This is a genomic window from Nocardiopsis sp. LDBS0036 (assembly GCF_041228755.1).
Lineage (GTDB): Bacteria > Actinomycetota > Actinomycetes > Streptosporangiales > Streptosporangiaceae > Nocardiopsis > Nocardiopsis dassonvillei.
This window is the reverse complement of sequence record NZ_CP141103.1, coordinates 2,677,434-2,698,403: the sequence shown is the minus strand read 5'-3', so window position 1 is coordinate 2,698,403 and position 20,970 is coordinate 2,677,434. Positions and strand designations below refer to the sequence as shown.

Here is a 20,970-nt window from a genome sequence, read left to right as displayed (position 1 = left end):
GGCGCCGTGCCCGGACGCCGGGCGCCCGGCGTCCGGGCGCGTTCTCAGGGGACGATGGAGTCGACGTATCCGCCGTCCACCCGCACGGCGGCCCCCGTGGTGGCCGAGGCCAGCGGCGAACTCAGGTAGGCGACCATGTTGGCGATCTCCTCGGGTTCGATCAGCCGCTGCAGCAGCGACTGCGGCCGGTGCAGGCGCATGAACTCCCGCTGCGCCTCCTCCCACGGCAGGTTCCGGTCGACGAGCTGGTAGACGAAGTCCTCCACGCCTCCGGTGTGGGTGGGACCGGCGATCACCGAGTTGACGGTCACCCCCGTGCCCGCGGCCTCCTTGGCGAACCCCCGCGAGACCGCGAGCAGCGCCGTCTTGGACATGCCGTAGTGGATCATCTCGGCCGGGATCACCACCGCCGAGTCGCTGGCGATGTTGAGCACCCGGCCCCACCCGCGTTCCGTCATCCCGGGCAGGAACTCCCTGGTCAGGCGCACGGCGGAGAGCACGTTGACCTCGAAGTAGCGCCGCCACTCCTCGTCGGAGATGTCGAGCGCGTCCTGAGCCCCGAAGATCCCGAGGTTGTTGACGAGCACGTCGAGCCGGGGGAGCAGCTCGCGGAGCCGGTCGACGCCCTCCTCGGTGGTCACGTCGGCGGTCGCGGCCACCAGCGCGGCCCCGGGCACCCGCTCGGTGACCGCCTCCACCGCGCGGGCCACCTTCTCCTCGCCGCGCCCGTTGACCGCCACCGTCGCCCCGGCGCGCGCCAGCGTCGTGGCGATGGCCAGGCCGATGCCCTGGGTCGAGCCGGTCACCAGGGCCGTGCGTGTACGCAGATCGATGTCCATGGGGTCACGCTACGTCGCTCCGTGCCCCGCCGCCCAACGCGACCCGGCGACCGGGGTGGTGTGGGCGGCCGGGGCGACCGCGAGACGTGCGTGGATCCTGCGCGCCCCGTCCGGCTGTCGGGCGCTGGGCGGGGACCGGCCCCGCCGCCGGCGCCGTGGCCGTCAGGGTTCAGGGCCCGCTCCGCACGCTACACCGGCACCACTTCCGGCCGCCCCCTCACGCGGGCTCGTACTCGGCGTCCTCGGACAGACGGCGCAGCGTGGGCAGGTCGATCAGTTCGGTGTGCGTTCCCGCGCTGCCGCAGGTGAAGGCCCCCGCCACCGCACCGGCCAGGACGCACAGCTCCACGGGTTCCCCGCCGAGCCAGGCGTGCAGGAAGGCGGCCACGAACGCGTCCCCCGCGCCGTTGCTGTCCACCACCGGCCGGTTCGGCCGCACCGCGGGAAAGCCGCGCGGCGCGTCCCAGCCCCGTTCCAGGACGTGGCAGCCCCGTTCGCCGTCGGTGGCGACGGCGACCCGGGCCCGCCCCCGGCCGACCACGTCGCGCAGCACGTCCCCGACCCCGTCGCGGACCCTCGCCGCGCTCATGAACACCACGTCCGAGCGCAGCGCGTAGTGCAGGTGGTGGGGGTTCGTCCCGTCCCAGTCGTGCAGGTCCGTGGAGGTGGTGAGGCCGTGGCGCTCCAGGTCCCCGTACATGTCCCGGTTGTGGCCGATGATCGACAGGTGCGCGTGCCGGGCCCGTCGCACGAAGGGCAGGTAGAACTCCGGGGGCAGCCGCAGGTCTCCCGGATGGCGCCCGTCGTAGAAGGAGAAGCGGCGCCCGCTCCGGTCCACGAGGTTGACGCCCCGGGGCGTGCCGTGCGGTGAGACGGTGTGGCTGAAGTCCAGTCCCCGCTCGGCGTAGGAGTCGAGCACCATCCGGCCCTGGGCGTCGTCCCCCAGGTAGTCGATGAACTTGGTGGCCAGCCCCAGCGCGTGGCACCCCAGCGCCACCCCGTTGCCGGTGTGCCCCACGTAGTCGACCACCGGCGGGACGAACACCGAGTCCCCGCCGGGCAGGGCCAGCTCGTCCACCCGGACGATCGTGTCGACGCCCGAGCCCCCCACCACCAGCACGTCGTATCCGTCCGTCACGGACTCCCCCTCGTCTCCGTCCGCTTTCCTGGGACAGGCGGCCCCGGCAAAGTATAGGGACGTCCGGACACCGCGACCAGGGGAAGCGGTCGTCGGGAGGGAGCGGGACCGCGCGCCCCGCCCGCGGATCCCGCCCGCCGGTGCCGCCGCACCCGTCGGGGAGGCCCATGTCCGCACCGCCGACGGGAGGCCCGCCCGCGCGGCCCGTCCCCGTGTCCCGGCCGGTCTCCGGTGGTGGGGTGGTCCCCACCACCGGACCTCGCGCGCCGACACCGCACGGAGCCGGGGGTGGCGCGCGGGGTGGACCGTGGAGCTGCTCGGCCCCGACGGCACCGGGTTCACGGCCCGGGTGTCGGTCCTGTACCGGGCGGGGCTCGACTTCCCCGACGTCCTGCAGCCCGAGGAGGCCGTCGCGCCCCGGATGCTCGACACCCTGCACAACGGCCTGTACGTGGCGCTCGACCCCTCGGCCGACGCCGGGAGGACGGCCTCCCTGGTGGAGGAGGCGATCGACGCCGGGCCCGAACTCCGGGTCACTGATCGCGCCGAGCACATCGCGGACCAGGCCCGGATCGGCCAGGAGGACGCGTGGATCACCCACCTCATGGTGGCCCTGGTGGCGGGTTTCGCCGGGGTGAGCGCGGTCAACGCCCTCGTGGTCTCCGTCTCGGCCCGCGCGCGGAGCTTCGCCCTGCTGCGGTTGGTGGGGGCCTCGCGGGCCCAGGTCACCGGGACGGTCGCGGGGGAGGCCCTGGCGGGGTCGCTGGCGGGGATGGCGCTGGGCACCGCCACGGCGCTGACCGGGGTGGCCGCCGTGGGCCACGCCCTTGTCGGCGGCGGGACGGTGGTGCTCGCCGTCCCACTGGACCAGTACCTGCCGCTGGCCGGTGCCGTCGTGGGCATCGGGCTGCTCGCGAGCCTGGTCCCGGCTGTCGCGGCTCTGCGCGCCCGCCCGCTGCACGCCGCCGGGTGAGAGCCGCGGGGCCCGGCGCTCGCCGGACCCCGCGACGGTCACGGGCGGGTTCCGGAATCCGGTCGCGTGCAGAGGTCGGTACGGGCGTCACCCTCGCTCGGGAACCCGATCGCGGACGGGCGCCGCGTCCGTCCGGATACCCGGTCGCGGGCGGGCGCCGCACTTGAGAGCGCGGCGCACGCCCGCGTCCTCAGTGGTCGACCGGCAGGTCCTCCGGAGCGGTCGCCCACTCCGTGTTGGGCTCGCCGACCAGCACGTGCGTGACCCGCCCGCCCTCGCTGAGGAAGGACTCCGGCAGCCAGGAGCGCGTGTGCTCCCGCCCGTCCAGGCGCACCGAACCGATGTAGGGCGTGTCCGGCCCGGCGTTCGGGGCGACGACGGTGATCGGCTCGCGCCCGCTCGGCGCGATCCTGGCGTAGGAGAACACCGGAGCCGACAGCAGAAGCTCGCCGCGCCCCGGCGCCTGCGGGAACAGCCCCAGGACCGAGAACACGTACCAGGCCGACATCGTGCCCAGGTCGTCGTTGCCCGGCAGGCCGCCCGGCCCCGTCCCGTACTGGGTGTCCACGATCTCGCGCACCGTCTCCTGGGTCTTCCAGGGCTGCCCGAGCGCGTTGTACATCCACGGCGCGTGGATGCCCGGCTCATTGGTGGGGTCGTAGCGCAGCGGATCGCCGCCGCCCACCGACCACGCGCCGTCGGGCGTGCGGAAGAACCCGTCCAGGCGCTCGGCCGCGGTCTCCCGGCCGCCCATCGCCTCGGCCAGGCCGCCGACGTCGTGCGGCACCATCCACGTGTAGGTCGCGCTCGTGCCCTGCGCGAACCCGGTGTCGCGCCCGGGGTCGAAGGGCGTCACCCAGGACCCGTCGGCGTCGCGCGCCTGCGCGTAGCCCGCCTCCGGTGTGGCCTCCGGGTTGTAGACGTTGCGCCAGTACCCGCCGCGCTCGGCGAACATCGTGGCGTCGTCCCCGCGCCCCAGACGCTCCGCCCACTGGGCGAGCGCGTTGTCGGCCACGGAGGCCTCCAGCGTCTCCGCGGCCCCGCCCCAGCAGTGGCAGTCGTCCTGCGGCGCGTAGCGGAGTTCGAGGTAGCGCTCCAGGTTCGGGCGCTGGCCCTCGCACTGGCCCGGGCACCCGGCGTCGGACAGGCCGTCGGGGTGCGGCTCGGTGGCCTGGGCCCGCAGGGACGCGTAGGCGGCCTCGGCGTCGAAACCGTCCACGCCCATCGCGGCGAACGTCGCCAGCGTCGCGGCCGAGGGGTCGCCCGTCATCACGTGGGTAGGCCCGTTGATGTGCACCCAGCGGTCCCACACGCCCCCGTTCTGCTCGGAGAAGTTGAGCAGGGACTGCGCGAAGTCCCCGGCCACCCCGGGCTCCAGCAGCGCGAGCAGCTGGACCTGCGCGCGGTACTGGTCCCAGCCGGAGAAGTTCGTGTACTGGGCGTCCTGTCCGTCCGCCACGCGGTGCGCCCCGCCGTCCATGCCCGGGTAGCGGCCGTCGACGTCGCTCACCAGGTTGGGCTGGAGCAGGGAGTGGTACAGCGCCGTGTAGAAGGCGGTGCGCTGGTCGTCGGTGCCGCCGCCGACCCTGATCGCGCGCAGGCGCCGGTCCCAGGCCTCGCGCGCCGACGCGGCCACCGCGTCCACGCTCTGCCCGGGGGCGATCTCGGCGGCGAGGTTGGCCTCGGCGTTCTCCGCGCTGACGTAGGAGATGCCCACGCGCACGCCCACGTCGGAGCCCTCGGGGAAGGAGACGTAACCGCCCGAGCCCCGGCCCCGCCGCTGGTCGCGGTCGTAGCCCTCACCCCCGGAGGCGGTGGTGGCCCCCGGCTTCAGCTCGCCGTCCTCCCACGTGCCCACCTCGGTGAAGGGGGTGTCGAAGCGCGCGGTGAAGTGCAGCCGGTAGTAGGAGTTGCGGTTGTTCTCGCCGCCGTTGGCGCGCTGTCCGCAGAAGGCGCCGGTGAGCACCGAACCGCTCACCGTGCGGGCCTCCGCGTCGATGCGGACGTCGGCCTCCTCGCTGCCGTTGAGCGAGTTGGAGGTGCGGAAGAGCAGGCTGGCGGGGGTGTCCTCGGGGAAGTCGAACTCCCCGGCACCGGCCCGGTCGGTGACGCTCAGGTCCGTGCGCACCCCGTTCTCCAGGGTCACCGTGTAGCGGCCGGGGGAGGCGGACTCGTCGGCGTGGCCGAAGTCGCTCGCGTACACCTCGTCGCGGGTGTCGGCGCTGGGCGAACTCTCCACGGGCACGGTGACCGGCATGATCGGCACGTCACCGGCGGCACCGGGGTGGCACCCGGCGCCGTTGACGTGGGTCAGGGCGAAGCCCCGCACCCGCGTGACGTCGTAGGAGTAGCCGTTGGCCGCGCCGGTGTCGGTCTGGTCCCCGCGGGTGGTGGTCGGGCTCCAGGAGATCATCCCGAACGGCCGGACCGCGCCGGGGTAGGTGTTGCCGCCGTTCGTGGAGCCGATGAACGGGTCCACGTGGTCGACGGGCGAGGCCACGGCCCGGGCCGTCTCGGCCGGGAGCGGCGACGCGGAGGCCGCCGGTGCGGGGGAGAGCAGGGCGGCGCCGACGGCGAGGGCGAGCAGCGGGGGTAGGAGTCGGGGGGAGCGTGGAGGGAGGGTCATCCTCTGCGGTCCTTAGCGGGGGAGCGAACGGTCCCGGCGAGTCTGGCCCAGCGGTGCGCGCCGTGGCCAGGTCCTGGCGGGGGAGTTGGCGCGTTCTTCGCCGGTCCGTCGCCGTGGTGTCACGGACCGACCACGGTGCGGACCGCGGCGGCGCGGGCGCGGGTCCGGAGCGGGGACGGTGGTGTGCGGAGACGGAAACGGGGGAGGAGACCGCGGCGGCGCCGGTCCGCGGGGGCGCTGCGGGGGTGCTGTCCGTCCCCCGGGCGGAGGAGGGGTCGCTGTTCGAGGCGTGCGCGGGTGATGGTCGGGGTTCGAGGTCCGAAGGGGAACGGCCGCGGGGCCCGGCGCACGCGCGCCGGGCCCCGCGGTTCGCCGGTCAGCCCCGGGGCACATGCCTCGGGTTGCTCGTCGTGCTCTCGTGGTGCAGCCGGTCCAGGGCGGTCACGTAGTAGGTCACGTCACCGCCGCCGGGCGCGGTGAAGACCGTCTCGCCACCGTCCTCGGCCGCGCGCACCGTGCCGATCAGTGCGCGCGCGTCCTGCACTTCGCACGGGACCTCCTGCCGTCCGGGTGCGCCCTCCAGCTCGTAGACCGCGTAGTAGGCGGGCCTGCCGCCGCGTCCGGGGCGGATGGTCAGCTCGGTGCCGCCGTCGGCCCGGGCGGCGGCGGTGACCACCGGCGGTGCGGGAGCGGCCCCGCCCAGGTCCTCCTTGACCGGGATCAGGGCGGGGTGGGAGTAGTGCTGTTCGACCACGACGTCCATGGCGTCCCTGGCGTTGGTGCGCAGCGAGTTCGCGCTGAAGTAGACGTCCCCGTCCACGCCCGGGTACTCGCGGTTCAGGTCCAGGTGCCGGGAGAGTTCGTCCGGGTCGGACCAGGCGCCCGCGTTGCCGACCTTGTAGGCGGCCTGACCGATGTAGAGGTGTACGTCGGTGCCCTCGGTGACCTGCTCCCACCAGGGGACGAGCACCGCGTAGTCGGCCACGGGCAGGCCGATCTCCCAGTAGACCTGCGGGTTGATGTAGTCCACCCAGCCCTCGCGCACCCACCTGCGGCTGTCGGCGTAGATCTGGCTGTAGGACTCGAACCCGCCGGTGTCGGAGCCGTTCGGGTCGCTGGTGTCGTTGCGCCAGATCCCGAACGGGCTGATGCCGAACTTCACGTGCGGCTTGGCGGCGTGCACCGCCTCGTCCATCTCCTGGACCATGCGGTTGACGTTGTCGCGCCGCCAGTCCCCGATGTCGCCGAACTCTCCGCCGTACTCGGCGAACGTGTCCTGGTCGGGCACCGTCTCGCCCGCCACCGGGTAGGGGTAGAAGTAGTCGTCGAAGTGGACGCCGTCCAGGTCGTAGTTCTCGACCGCGTGCATCATCGCCTCGACGACGAACGCGCGCACCTCGGGGATGCCCGGGTCGTAGTAGAGCTTGCCGCCGTAGGCGAACACCCAGTCCGGGTTGACCCGCGCCGGGTGGTCGGCCACCAGGCGCGAGGGGTCGTCGTGCATGGCCACCCGGTAGGGGTTGAACCAGCCGTGGAACTCCAGGTTGCGGGCGTGCGCCTCCTCGACCGCGAACGCCAGCGGGTCGTACCCGGGGTCGGTGCCCTGCGTGCCGGTGAGCCACTCCGACCAGGGCTCGTGCGGTGAGGGCCAGAACGCGTCGGCGGTCGGCCGGATCTGCACGAACACGGCGTTGAGCCCGTCGGCCTTCGCCCGGTCGTACAGGTCGATCAGCTCGGCCTTCTGCCGCTCGGGTGAGAGGCCCTGCTCGCTGGGCCAGTCGATGTTGACCACCGAGGAGATCCACTCGGCGCGCATCTGCCGCTTGGGCGGCGCCTGCGGATCGACCGCGCACGGCTCGGCGGAGGTGTTCGTCGCCGGGACGGCCGGAGCGGCGGCCGCCGCGTGCGGCGCGTGGAGCAGCGACGCGGTGAGCGCTGCGGCCAGGGCGACGGCTCGGGAGACCCGGCCCGCCCCCCGGGCGGGCGGATGAGCGGGACGGTTCCGGTGCGGTTTCGCCAACGTGGGCTCCTTCCGGCTTCTGTCGTGCGGACAGCGAGCAGCCGGAAGGGACGCGCTCCGGTGCGGTCACCGCGCGCGGCGTCCGGGTCTGCCCTAGGAGAAAACCTTCATGATTTATCGGGCAGATGCAAGACTCCTACGTCAGGTTGATACCGATGTGTCGCGCGAGCCGGGGGTCGTCGCTCTGCCCGGAGCCCCGGGGCGCCTCGTCGCCCCGGTCCGGTTCCGGCCGCGTCAGGAACTGCCGGAGAGGCCGTTCCGGGAAACGTCCTCGCGGAGAAGTCGCCCGGCCTTCGGTTCCACCACCCAGTGGGTGGAGCGCCGAACCCACGACGAGGACAACAGCGGGACGAGGGCCAGCCCTATGAGGACGGTGACCACCAGCCCCTTCTCACCGTCGATGGAGTCGTACCAGGGCGATGCCTTGAGCAGGATGAAGGCGACCGAATGCCAGAGGAACACGTACATCGTGTGCCGACCAGCGTCGGTGAACCACGTGCGGCGTCGCGGAACCAGGGCTAAGAACGCCGCGGTCATGAGGAGAGCCAGCCCCATGAGGCCCAGACGGATGAGGACACTCGGGAGCAGCGGATCGATGGCGCGGTCGGTCAGACTGTGGACCCAGTACAACCAGTCCTTGTCCAACCGCTCGGCCAGAGGAACAGCCAGGAGCACGGTCGAGGCCAGGAACACGAGCGCGACGACGCGTACCCGTGTGCGCGCCAGAAGCGCGAAGTGCTCTCGCCGCAGGCACAGACCCAGCACGAAGAACGGCAGGAAACTGAGCACCCTGCCCAGGGACATCGTCGTTCCCAGTTCCACCGATGCGGCGAAAAGCGAGATCAGCACGGCGATGAGCACCGGATATTTGAGGCGTTGCCACACCGGCACACTCAGCCGCCACACGAAGAGGGCGATCAGGAACCACAGGGTCCAGGTCGGCTCCAGTGGGGACAGCGTTTCGGGCAGCTCACCGCCTTCGACCGTGTAGATCCCCTTATGGATGCCCCAGAAGACCAGATAGGGCACGGCGACGGACAGGACCAGCTTCTCGACACGTGCGGGCGAGCCGTCGAACGAGCGCGCCAGATATCCGCTGACGAGGATGAACGCGGGCATGTGGAAGAAGTAGATCCAGTAGTACAGCGCCCGTGCCGCTCCCTGGTCGAGCAGGGGCTCGATGGCGTGTCCCACCACCACCAGCGTGATGAGGAGGAATTTGGCGTTGTCCAAGTGGGAATCGCGCGCCGGGGGACGGGTGCTTCGCTGGGCTGCGCCGTCCGAACTGGCGGGGGCCGTTGACTCCGTCGGCGCTGGTGAGGAGGTGGGCGCGGCGGGGTCCCACGGCTGTGGCACTCCGGGCGGCAGGTCCTGCGAGGGACTCCCGACCTCGTGGCCCGGAATGCTACTTCTGGCTGGCATGGAATTTTTTCTACCACGGGAAGAAAGCGGTATTTCTCCCGGTGACCTTTGCTGCCCGACGGGGAGCTCGCCATCGCTGTTGATGGGGAACCCCTGCTCGGGCCGCCTCTGCCCCTCACCTGTCTGATGGGCACACCTCGTTCCACCGCGTTGGTCGAGACTCGTCTCGGTCCAGGACTCTCCGGAAGCGGACTGAGAGCTTCCCCACCCATGGAGAACTCTCCCCGGCCACCTTGGACGCGGTCGCCGTCGAGAAGCAGGGCTGGTTCCAGGACTGTCGCGAGCGCGTCCACGAGGTGCCGGTGGCTGCGTAGGCGACATGGACGGGTACTCCCGAGAATGCCGGGCACTGTCCTCAAAGCTGGCCTGGGCGAGGACACGTCGGTTTCCCGGTAGCGGCCCTCGCTCTCGAACCCGCAGAAAAACAGACCGTGAACTGCGGCTTTGTAGAGAATCAGCAGTATTCGCACCTGCGACCACAGGGTGAAGGACAGCGTGCCCGCGAGGACGGTGTCCTCGGGACGAGAACCCGTTGGCCGGATCCGGCCAACGAGGTTTGCGCCCATGTCAACCTGTTCGAGTGGAGGTCTGACTTCGTTGGGGCGAACAATAAAACTCTCGTGTGCCTTGTGCCCTCATCAGAGTGACTAGTAGCTTTCTGTCCGGTTTGAAGAAACTGTGTCCCTGTCCCTCGGGGAACGGTGTTCCACCACGACAACACAAGACAGGCATCCCCCGTGCTCTCCCCCTTGACCCGGGTAGCGGCGGTGACCACCGCTGCCACTCTGGCCCTGTCACTCCTGACCGCGGTACCCGCCGCGGCCGACGACGAGTCCACATCGCCCAGCAGCGAAGGCACGCAGAGCGGGAACGAGGAGTTCGACGCGCTCGCGCTGGCGGAGCAGACCGGGGAGCCGGTGGAGATCCCGTCCCTGACGGACGAGAAGACCCAGCACTTCGCCAACCCCGACGGCACCTTCACCGCCGAGGTCTCCGCGATCCCCGTTCGGGTTCGTTCCGGGGGTGGCTGGGTGGACGTGGACACCACCCTGGTCGCCGGCGACGACGGTCTCGTCCGACCCAGGGCGGCGGGCATGGACATCGCCTTCTCCGGCGGCGGCGACGCCCCGATGGCCCGGATCGGTATCGGCTCGAACAGCGTCGCGCTCGACTGGGTCGCGGAACTGCCCACGCCGACCCTGGACGGCGACCAGGCCACCTACGCCGACGTGCTGCCGGACGTGGACCTGGTCCTGACCGCCGGGGTGGAGGGCTTCACCCAGGTCCTGGTCGTGCACACCCCCGAGGCCGCCGCCTCCCCGGAACTGGCCGAACTCGAACTCCCCCTGGACGCCACCGGGGTGAGCGTCGTCGCCGACGAACACGGCAACATCGAGGCCATCGGTGACGAGGGCGGCCAGAGCGTCTTCACAGCCCAGGCCCCGGCGATGTGGGACTCCACCGGCCAGGACGAGGCTGCCGGTGAGAACCCGCTCCTGGCGCCGACCACGGGATCCCGCACAGCTTTGGTCGAGACCGAGATCGGCGTTGACTCCATCCGTCTCATCCCGGACCAGGGGCTACTCACCGGGGAGGACACCGAGTTCCCGCTCTACATCGACCCTTCGGTCAGCGCCAGCCGCCTCAACTGGGCCTATGTCGACAAGGCCTACCCGGACCAGGCCAACCACAACAAGAAGATCGACAATGTCGGTGTGGGCCGCTACTCCGACCACACCGGCACGTACACCCGCCGCGCGTTCTTCCAGTTCTCCGTTCCGGGACGCATCAAGCAGGACACCACCACGATCCACTCGGCCACGATGCGCGTCGAGGTGGAGTGGGCCTCCACCTGCAACAGCAACTCCTACGTGGAGCTGCACCGAGTGGACCGCTTCACGAACAGGACGACCTGGAACAACCAACCCACCGCGAGGACTCTGCTCGACACACGGAACATCAGGGATGGCTGGGCCGCCTGCCCGTCCGACCGCGGTACGGAGTTCGACGCCACCGAGGCCTATCAGTGGGGCGCGGACAACGACGAGTCCTACGTCTACCTGCGCCTGAAGGAACGCGACGAGACCTCGAACTCCGCCTGGCGGCGCATCGACATCGACGGTAAGCCGCCCGTGCTGGTGATCAACTACAACAACACGCCCTCCCAGGTGGCCACCTCCAGCATGTCCGACTCCCTTGGCGGAGTGTGCTCTACGGACCAGGACAACCCGCGACTGATCAACAACACCACCGTCACGTTCCGCGCCACCGTCCGCGACTACGACGCGCGCGCCGCCTGGGGCGGCCAGAAGCTCAAGCTGCGTGTGGAGTGGCGGGTCAACGGCACCGAACCTCGTGAGTACGCCGACTCCTCCTACGCCGACGTGGGCTACTGGCCTGAGGGCTCCGAACGCGCGGTGACCGCCACCGGACTTCCCGAGGGCGAGGTGTTGGGATACCGGGCGATCGCACACGACGAGACCGAGTGGGGCTACCCGTGGTCGGACTGGTGCTGGATCAAGATCGACACATCCAAGCCCGACACCGGTCCCATCGTGGCCTCCACCGACTACCCGGCCGACGACGCGCTGCACGGCAGCGCCGGACGCACCGGCGACTTCACCTTCTCCAACAACGGCGTCGAACAGGCGGCTTCGTACTACTACAGCCTCAATGACACCTCGTGCACGACCGAGGTGAAGCTCGGTGAGCCGGGGGCCAGCGCCACGATCCCGATCACGCCCAGCCGTAGCGGGGCGAACATGATCTACGCCAGCACTGTCGACGCCTACGGCAACTCGTCTCCGTGCGAGCTCGCGTACTACTTCCTGGTCGCGCCCCCGAGCGCCCCGATCTCCCGCTTCACCCTCGACGAAGGCACAGGGGGAACCGCCGTTGACGCGGCGGACCCGGACAGGACGGCCACGGCCAGTGGTGACACCGGCTGGACGCGGGGCCGAGTGGGCGGTGTCCGACAGGGCCGCTACCAGCTGGAAGGCACCAGCCTGGCCACGGCGGACGGGGGCCACGCCCGTACCGACGCACCGGTGGTCGACACCAGTGGCGCGTTCTCGGTGTCGGCGTGGGTGCGTCTGGACGAGGCCACAGGCAACCACACGGCCGTGTCCCAGGACGGTGAACGGCACAGCGGCTTCTACCTCGGCTACAACCACACTGCCGAGGGCAACTGGGTGTTCAAGCAGGCCCCCTTCGACGGAGACGAGACCAGTATCTCCCGGCGCGTCTACTCGAATGAGCCCGCTGAGACGGGGGTGTGGACCCATCTGTTGGGAACCCACGATCCAGAGACCGGTCAGCTCGTCCTCTACGTCGACGGAGTACGTCAGGGCGAGGTGGTCCAGGAGTCCCCGTGGAACGCGCAAGGCCCTCTGGTGATCGGAGGTGCCAGGTACCGGGGTCAGTTCTACGACGCCTGGTCCGGAGCCATCGACGACGTACGGGTCTGGGACCGTGTGGTCACCGACGAGGTCACGGGGGAGGACACCGAGGCGCGTTCAGAGGTCTGGACCCTGGCCAACCGCCCCATCGCGCTGGAAGGCCGCTGGCAACTGGACGAGACCGACGGCGCCCTCGCCGCGGACTCCTCCGACCACGGTCTTGGCGCAACCCTGCACGGCGACCCCCTGACCGCGTGGAACAAGGCCCTCAACGACGTCACGTTCGCTCCTGGTGTGAGCCTGAACCCAGCCGTCCCCGAACGCATCACGACCGAAGGCCCGGCTATCCGTACCGACCGCAGTTACAGCGTCGCGGCGTGGGTCCGTCTGGACGAGGTCGGGCACAACTCCACGGCGGTCTCCCAGGACGGTGTTCATCACAGCGGCTTCTACCTGGGCTACCAGTACACAGCAGATTCCCACCAGTGGATGCTGAAGAATCCGCCTTCGGACACCGCGGGAGCTTCGGGTTGGCACCGGGCGAGATCCGATCAGCACGCCGAGTTCGGGCGTTGGACCCACCTGGTCGGAACCTACGACCACACCTCGCGGACCACCACCTTCTACCTCGACGGTGTCGAGCAGGGCACGGCCGAGGTGCCTGACGCCTGGCACGCCAACGGTCCGGTCGTCATCGGCGGCGGACGCTTCGAGCAGCAGCTCTCCGATGCCTGGGCCGGAGACATCAGCGACGTCTTCCTGTACCAGGGCGTGTTCGACGAACACGAGATCCTCGCAGTCAGGGAAGGAATCGCGCCGGTCCCCAGGCTCTAAGCGGTAGACCGCCCCCCCGCGTCCTCGCCCTCATCCCCCTTGTGCTTCGGCCGCTGTCAGAAAGGCACGCCGTGTCCGACCTGCCCCCGAACGCGTCCAACTCCGCTGCGAGAACACCCGAGCCGGACCAGGAAAAGCCCTCGCGTCCACAAGCTCGCACCATGGCCAACAGCCGTGTCATCCGTTTCATCAAGAGGCCGATGACCTATGCCGCGACTCTGGTCCTGGTCGGCAGCCTCCTCCAGGCCGCTCCCGCGTCCTCGCTCACCTTCAACACCCGCCCCGAGGTGGAGGACGAGGCGTCCGTTCCGGGACAGGACATCGCCGGGGCCCTCGACGCGCCCTCGACCGAGGACGCGGCTACTGACGCCGCTCTGACCGAGCCCCTGGAGGCCAGTTGGCCGACCGGTGACGTCGGCGAAACCGGACTCGCCGACCCTGGAACCGACCTCCAGGTCGTCGATGACCTGGTCACGGTCGCCCAGGTCTCCGACGAGGCCCAAGAAACGTGGGTTGAAGAAGTAGCCGAGGACTACGTCGACACCGGAGCTTCCGAGGACGAGGAAGACCCTCAGCAAGAGGGGGACGCGCCCGCGCGTTCTGAGGAGGGTTCGGACGCGGGGCAGGAACAGCCGGAGAGCCCAGAGCCGGAAGCGGAAACCGGCAGCGCACCCGAAGCGGAGAATACAACTGAATCCTCCCCCGAAGAGGCGGAGGAAACCGATCCGGCGGTCAGCAGCGTCGAATCCGTCCAGGTGGAGGTCCTCGACCGCTCCGCGGCCGAGGAAGCGGGGATCGAAGGGCTGCTTCTCCGTGTGACCCGGACCGACGACGAGGCCGGTGTAGGCCCGGTCGACCTGACGGTCGACTACTCCGACTTCGCCAACGCCTACGGCGGTGACTACGGGGGCCGCCTCGACTTGGTCGAGGTCGACACCTGTCTCCTCGACGACTCCGTCGAGTGCCAGGACCGTGCTCCGCACACGTTCACCACGGACAACGACACCGACGCCCAGACGCTCACCGGGACCGTGCCCGCCCTGGGCGGAGAGGGCATGCTCCTGGCCGCGGCCGCAGAGGAGGAGGGCCCCCGAGGCGACTACCAGGCCACCGACCTGTCCGCCACGTCGAGCTGGGACGTCGGTCTCCAGACGGGCAGTTTCTCCTGGAGCTACCCCGTCGACACACCCCCCGTCGCCGGTGACCTGACCCCGGGCATCGAACTGGGCTACTCCTCGGCCTCCGTGGACGGCAGGGTCTCCTCCTCCAACAACCAGACGTCCTGGATCGGTGAGGGCTTCGACTACAACCCCGGCTTCATCGAGCGCAAGTACGTTCCCTGCGCCGACAGTCAGCCGGACTCGGCCAAGACCGGGGACCTGTGCTGGTCCCGGCACAACGCCACGTTCTCGCTGAACGGCCGCTCCGGCGAGATGTTCCTGGACGAGGACGGAACGTGGCGGATGCGCCACGACGACGCGTCCCGCATCGAGCGGCTCACCGGCACCACCAACGGCGACAACGACGGCGAGTACTGGCGCATCACCACCACGGACGGCACCCAGTACTACTTCGGGATGAACCGGCTTCCCGGCTACGGCAGCGGCGATGCCGAGACGAACTCGGCGTGGACGGTGCCGGTGTTCGGCCGGAACTCGGGTCAGCCCTGCAACGGTTCCAGCTTCGCCAACTCCTGGTGCCAGCAGGCATGGCGGTGGAACCTGGACTACGTGGTGGACGCGCACGGCAACGTGATGACCTACCAGTACACCAAGGAGCGCAACTACTACGGCCGCAACGGGCAGGCCAACTCCCCCACGGTCTACGACCGGGGCGGGTACCTGCGCCGTATCAACTACGGTCTGCGTTCCGACGACGTCTACGCCACCGCTCCCGCCCGGGTCAACTTCGCGGTCAGCGAGCGCTGCATCCCCACGGACGGCTTCGACTGCGCCGAGGACAAGTTCACCAGCGGCAACGCCAGACACTGGCCGGACGCCCCCTTCGACCGGCACTGCGCGCAGGGGCAGAACTGCACCAACAAACTCTCCCCGACCTTCTGGACCCGCAAGAAGCTGGACTCCATCACCACCCAGGTCCACGACGGCTCCGCCTACGGCAACGTCGACTCCTGGGAGCTGGAACACGTCTACCCCGCGAACGGCGACGGCACCCCGCCGGACCTGTGGTTGCAGTCGATCTCCCACACCGGTCACGTGGGCGACACCGCCTCCATGCCCACGCTGGAGTTCGGCGGCACCCAGTTCGAGAACAGGGTCGACACCCAGGACGACGGCTTCGCCCCCATGCTGAAGTGGCGGATCACGAAGATCCTCACCGAGAGCGGCTCCCAGACCGACATCAGCTACGCCGGTGGTGAGTGCGACACCGGGGACTTCCCGGACCCGCACACCAACGGCACCCGCTGCTTCCCGGTCGTGAACAGCACTGCGGACGGCAAGGGCGAGTACACCGACTGGTTCCACAAGTACGTGGTGACCCAGGTCAGTGAGCACGACCTGGTCACCGCACAGCCGGACCTCATCACCGCCTACGAGTACCTGGGCGACGCCGCCTGGCGTTACCAGGACGCAGACGGGTTCGTGCGCGACGAGCGTCGCACCTGGTCCGACTGGCGCGGATACGCGCATGTCCGCGTCATCGAAGGCGATGCCAACGCCACCCGGTCAGCGACCGAACACCGCTTCTTCCGCGGCATGCACGGCGACCGCCTGCCCAACGGGACCCGAACCGCCACGGTGACCGACTCAGCGGGCGGCGAGCACACCGACCTCAACCAGTACAACGGGTTCACGCTGGAGGAGGCCACGTTCAACGGACCCGGCGGGGACGTCGTGGAGAAGACCATCTCCCTGCCCTGGAGCCGGGTCACCGGTGAGCGGACCTACTCGTGGGGCACTCTCGAGTCCCGTATGACGGGGATGGCCTCCAGCACCCAGTACACGGCAGTCGGCGACGGATGGATGCGTAGCAGGGAGAGCGCGGAGTACGACTCCCTGGGCCGCATCACCCAGACCCACGACCACGGTGACCTCGACGACGCCGACGACGACCAGTGCACCCGCTACACCTACGCGGACAACACCGGTCGCAGGATCCTGGACACCGTCACCCGCACGGAGAAGGTCGCGGTCGGCTGCGGCACGACTCCCGCCTACCCCGACGACGTGATCAGCGACGAGCGCTCCCTCTTCGACGGAGGCGGCTTCGGAGACGCCCCCACCGTCGGACTGGAGACCAGCTCCCAACGGGTCATGGAGTACGACGGCTCCACCCCCACCTACCAGGTCGTGCAGGAGAGGGAACACGACGCCTACGGGCGCACCGTCTCCGAGACCGACGCGCTCGGCAACGTCACCGAGACGGACTACACGACCACCGTGCCCGGTGGTGCGCCGACCACCGTCACCACCACCAACCCGCTCGGCCACACCACCACCGAGCACTTCGATCCCGCACGCGGGCTTCCCGTGGCGGAGATCGACGCCAACGGCAACCGCAGTGACATGACCTACGACCCCCTGGGACGCCTGACCGCGGTATGGACTCCCGACCTGAAGAAGTCCGATGACGATCCGGCGATGCGGTTCGAGTACCACGTGCGCGACGACGCCCCCACGGTGGTGGCGACCCACACCCGCAACAACGAGGGCGGCTACTCCTCGACCTACCAGATCTACGACGGGCTGCTGCGTGAACGCCAGCGTCAGGAGCCCGGTGTGGGCGGCAGACGCCTGATCACCGACACCTTCTACGACAGCCGCGGTCTGAAGGTCAAGGAACGCCACGCCTACACCAACGACGAGGCGCCCACACAGGACATCTTCGTGCCCGGCAACAACGGCGTGCCCGGCGGCAACGACGACCTCATCCCCCGGTACACCCAGACGGTCTACGACGGCGCGGAGCGCCCGACCGAGGTCCTGACCATGTCCAACGGCCAAGAGCTGTGGCGGACCTCTTCCGAGGACCGCGGTGACCGCCAACTGGTCACACCGGCTCCGGGCGCCATCCCCACCACCACGATCAAGAACGCGCGCGGCCAGACCATCGAGGTGCGCCAGCACCAGGGCGACACCCCCGAAGCCGACTACACCGCTCTGACCTACACCCACACCCCGGCGGGGCAGGTGGAGACGGTGACCGACGAGGCGGGCAACGTCTGGCGCAACCACTACGACCTGCGGGGGCGCAAGGTTCGTACCGACGAGCCCGACCGGGGCACGACCACGTTCGTCTACGACTCCGCTGACCGCATGGTGGCCCGGACCGACGCCCGGGACGAGACGGTCGTCTACGCCTACGACGAACTCGGCCGTAAGACCGAGCAGCGGGAGGGCGGAGTCAACGGTCCCCTGCTCGCTTCGTGGACCTTCGACTCCGTCGCCAAGGGAGAGCTGACCCGTGCCACCCGGCACGCCGACGGACTGCAGTACAGCACGTCCGTCGCCGCCTACGACGCCATGGGCCGGCCGCTCGCGACGACGATCAGCATCCCCTCCGCACCGGAGTACGGGGCTCTGAGCGGGTCCTACCGGTTCCGGAGCACCTACAACGCCGACGGCACCATCGAGACGGAGACACTGCCCGCGGCAGGGGGGCTGCCCCGCGAGTTCGTCCGCTACACCTACAACGAGCTGGGCCTGCCGGTCTCGGTGGCTGGCTCGCTCGAAGGAGTGGAGACGCTCGATTACGTCCACGAAACGTCGTACTCGTCCCGCGGGCAGATCATGCAGCGGTGGCACCACCGCAACGACGGATCGACCCAGGCCAAGTCCACCTGGTCCACGCGAGACTACGACCCGGGCACCCAGCGGCTCCTCACCGCGCGGGTGAGCCACGAGATCGGCCACGGGACACTGGTCGACCAGACCTACTCCTACGACGCGGCCGGCAATGTGCTGAGCATCCGGGACGAACCCACGGCCCAGGGGCTGCTGCCGGACGTGCAGTGCTTCGCCTACGACGACATGCGCCGCCTCACCAACGAGTGGACGACGTCAGCCAGCGGTGACCAGGCCTGTGACACCACCCCGTCCCAGGAGGCCATGGGCGGCGCCGCGCCGTACTGGAACAGTTACACCTACGACGACCTCGGCAACCGCCTCACCGAGACCCGCCACGGATTCGTCGACGGCAGCGACGTCGAGAGGACCTACCAGCGTCCCGGGGCGGGGGAGGAGCGCCCGCACGCGGTGACCCGGGTGGACTCCAACGGTGCTGGCGGAACCGCGACCTACACCTACGACGAGGCCGGGAACATGGCCTCCAGGCAGGACGGCAACCGCACACAGACGCTGGAGTGGGACGCCGAGGGCCAGCTCGCGGCCATCCACGAGGGCCAGAACACCTCGGAGTTCGTCTACGACGCCGAGGGCGAGCGGCTGATCCGTGACGACGGCGGTGTGGTCACGCTGTTCCTGCCCGGCATGGAGATCAAGTACGACAAGGAAGACCTGATCTCGCAGTCCACCCGCCTCTATGAGCACGCCGGTGAAGTCGTCGCCAGCCGCTCCAACGACGGCAGGGTGCACTGGATCTTCTCCGACCACCACAAGACCGGCCAGCTCGCCATGGACTCCCTCACCGGGGAAACGATCCGGCGCAGGTTCACCGCTTTCGGCGGAGACCGCGGAAGCGTCGGAGGGGACTGGCCCAACTCGCGCGGGTTCGTCGGCGGAGTCATTGACGAACAGGTCGGCCTGACCCGGCTCGGGGCGCGCTCCTACGCACCGGAACTGGGGTCGTTCATCTCTCCGGACCCGGTCGTGGACTTCAGCGACCCCGAGCAGATGCACGGGTACTCCTACTCCAACAACAACCCGGTGTCCTTCACCGACCCCGACGGTCTGTTCCTGAGGAAGGCCTTCGCGCAGGCCCGGAGGTGGGCCGTGTACCAGGCCCGCCAGGCCGCGATCCGCGCTTACCAGGCCCGTCTGGCCGCGATCCGGGCGTACCGCATTCGCCAGGCCGCGATCCGTGCGGCGCAGATTCGTGCCGCGCAGATTCGCGCCGCTAAGATCAGGGCTGCTCAGATCCGCGCCGCCAAGATCGCGGCTGCGAAGAGGGCGGCGGCCGCGAGGGCAGCTGCGGCGCGTAAGGCGGCCGCGGTGAAGGCTGCGCGTGAGAGGGCGGCGAGGGTCGCTGCGGAGAAACGTCGAAATGCTGCCCGCCGTCAGGCACAGGAGCAGCAGGCACGGCGTCGGGAAGCGGTGAGGGCCACGGCGGTTCGTGCTGAAGGTGGGTCTGCTGAATACCGAAGAGTTTCGACTATGTCTGTTGGGTCCGATCTCCCTGAACCTACTGACAACCCATCCGGGCCCGAGCCAATTGACTGTTCTGATCCTGCGTATGAATGCTATAACACCCAAGACGATGACAAGCCGAGTCTCTGTGTAGGAGTCGGAGCTGTCATGGGGACGATTGGTTTTGGAACTTTGGCGGCTGCGTCCATGGGAGGTCCTCCAGGCTTGGGTGCCTGGGGAATATTCTGGGGAGTTGTTGCAGCAGGATCTACCTTTGCCTGCGTGGTCTACGATTTGTCATGAAATCCATTAGGTGGTTGCGTCTGGTGGATTTAAGATGCAGTTCTGGCGAGCGATGGTGACTATGCTCGTGGCTAACTGTGGCGAAAACTGTTCCGCTATGCGTCCGGGCGAATTTTAAGCAGTGTCGCGATGAAATTTAACCTGGGACTAATTGACTGGCTCTTATTTGATTGGTGGAGGTTTGTTTGGAGAGGCTCGTACTTCTGTTGGCTGCCGTCGCTTCGTTGGCAATGCTGCTGCATGTGATTGCGCAGAGTAAAGGCGTAAATCCGCCAAGGCTGGTTACTATTTCGATCATTTCCCTTTTTTCCATTGTTGTTGTTCTATCCTTAATGGTGCTTGCTGGAGTATTTGGCTAGGGGGTGTTGTTTGAGGACTTCAAGCAGCATAGCTGTGAGCACAGTGATGCTCGGCTGTAGTCTTCCTGGTGAAGGTGATTGCGCATCGGTGGTGCTTGGAGTCAACGCGAGCGGTCGGTTCTCAGGCGGTCACTTATTTGGCGGGTAGAAGTGGCCTGGAATTCCGCATTGGACACGGAGACTATGATTTCCTCCGAGCGCGCGAGCGAGACGGTGGTGGTGCGGGAGGGCAGTGGGGCCTGGTTAGGAAAGTCTCGTGCGTTTTCTTTCAGAAGCCCGTTGGCTTCCTCTGTCTGTGTTGGCTTGTGGACTCGCGGCCTCGGCTTCTGTGTTTCAGTAATCCTCCTTTTTCTGGCTTGTGGTGGGTGGGATATGGTGTGAAATTGCCCTTATCGTCTTTCTCTCTGTCTTCCTTGCTCTTCTGGCCTGGCTGAATCATAGGCACTTTGATAAATTTTTCGATGCCATGGATGGTCGTTTCGAAGGGCTGGTCGGAGGCAGGAGTCGAAGAGGGGGGCGCGTACCGCTTTCAGAGGAACCTGGCTACGGCTGTTCTCGCCTTGTTTTCTGCCAGCTTTCTCTGGTATGCCCTCAAGGCGATTTATCTGGCGGTATTTGGGAGTTGAGGTTGGCTAGCCCTGAAGATGCGGCCGGAGGGGGCCGTACTGGGGCGGGGCAGGCGGGGTAGGGGACCGGCAACCGTGCTCAGTCCTTCGGGAGTGGCTGAGAGTGGAGGGGATACCGTGTTCGTCTTCTTCAGCAACCGTCTGGGCTGCGTCATGTCGCTGGTGG

At 68.9% G+C, this 20,970-nt stretch carries 7 protein-coding genes and 2 pseudogenes; 3 read left to right on the top strand and 6 right to left on the bottom strand.

Annotated features, from left to right (window positions below):
• Positions 1-44: 44 nt before the first annotated feature.
• The gene (locus UIS43_RS11245; protein ID WP_071622600.1) at positions 45-839 is read right to left on the bottom strand and encodes an SDR family NAD(P)-dependent oxidoreductase; all 795 of its coding nucleotides are present in this window, start codon (positions 837-839) and stop codon (positions 45-47) included.
• A gap of 217 nt (positions 840-1,056) precedes the next feature.
• The gene (locus UIS43_RS11240; RefSeq protein ID WP_071622599.1) at positions 1,057-1,977 is read right to left on the bottom strand and encodes a carbohydrate kinase family protein; all 921 of its coding nucleotides are present in this window, start codon (positions 1,975-1,977) and stop codon (positions 1,057-1,059) included.
• Positions 1,978-2,284: 307 nt separating this feature from the next.
• Here UIS43_RS11240 and UIS43_RS11235 point away from each other — a divergent pair, with 307 nt between their 5' ends.
• Positions 2,285-2,950: an ABC transporter permease gene (locus UIS43_RS11235; protein ID WP_370013135.1), complete on the top strand. Its 666-nt coding sequence runs from the start codon at positions 2,285-2,287 to the stop codon at positions 2,948-2,950.
• A gap of 190 nt (positions 2,951-3,140) precedes the next feature.
• Here the strand turns inward: UIS43_RS11235 and UIS43_RS11230 are convergent, their stop codons facing one another.
• The 3 genes from UIS43_RS11230 to UIS43_RS11220 form a co-directional block, all read right to left on the bottom strand.
• A complete protein-coding gene (locus UIS43_RS11230; protein WP_370013134.1) occupies positions 3,141-5,576 on the bottom strand; it encodes a GH92 family glycosyl hydrolase in 2,436 nt (811 codons plus the stop codon).
• A 376-nt stretch (positions 5,577-5,952) separates the two neighbouring features.
• Complete coding sequence (locus UIS43_RS11225; RefSeq protein ID WP_370013133.1) at positions 5,953-7,596, bottom strand: glycoside hydrolase family 10 protein; 1,644 nt, start codon at positions 7,594-7,596, stop codon at positions 5,953-5,955.
• 234 nt (positions 7,597-7,830) lie between these two features.
• Positions 7,831-8,829, bottom strand: coding sequence for an acyltransferase family protein (locus UIS43_RS11220; protein ID WP_197724893.1), 999 nt, complete (start codon positions 8,827-8,829; stop codon positions 7,831-7,833).
• Positions 8,830-9,755: 926 nt separating this feature from the next.
• On the opposite strand from UIS43_RS11220, the gene UIS43_RS11215 reads away from it, so the two are divergent.
• Entirely contained in the window at positions 9,756-13,250 is a 3,495-nt protein-coding gene (locus UIS43_RS11215) for a LamG-like jellyroll fold domain-containing protein (protein WP_117198297.1), read from the top strand.
• A gap of 161 nt (positions 13,251-13,411) precedes the next feature.
• Positions 13,412-19,063 (top strand): annotated as a pseudogene (locus UIS43_RS11210) (type IV secretion protein Rhs); the annotation flags it as partial.
• A 219-nt stretch (positions 19,064-19,282) separates the two neighbouring features.
• Here the strand turns inward: UIS43_RS11210 and UIS43_RS11205 are convergent.
• Positions 19,283-19,642, bottom strand: a pseudogene (locus UIS43_RS11205) (hypothetical protein); the annotation flags it as partial.
• Between the last annotated feature and the right edge of the window lie 1,328 nt (positions 19,643-20,970).

Excerpts from the sequence above, each read along its gene's own strand:
- UIS43_RS11230 (WP_370013134.1), bottom strand. The coding sequence starts at position 5,576 with ATGACCCTCCCTCCACGCTCCCCCCGACTCCTACCCCCGCTGCTCGCC.
- UIS43_RS11245 (WP_071622600.1), bottom strand. The coding sequence starts at position 839 with ATGGACATCGATCTGCGTACACGCACGGCCCTGGTGACCGGCTCGACC.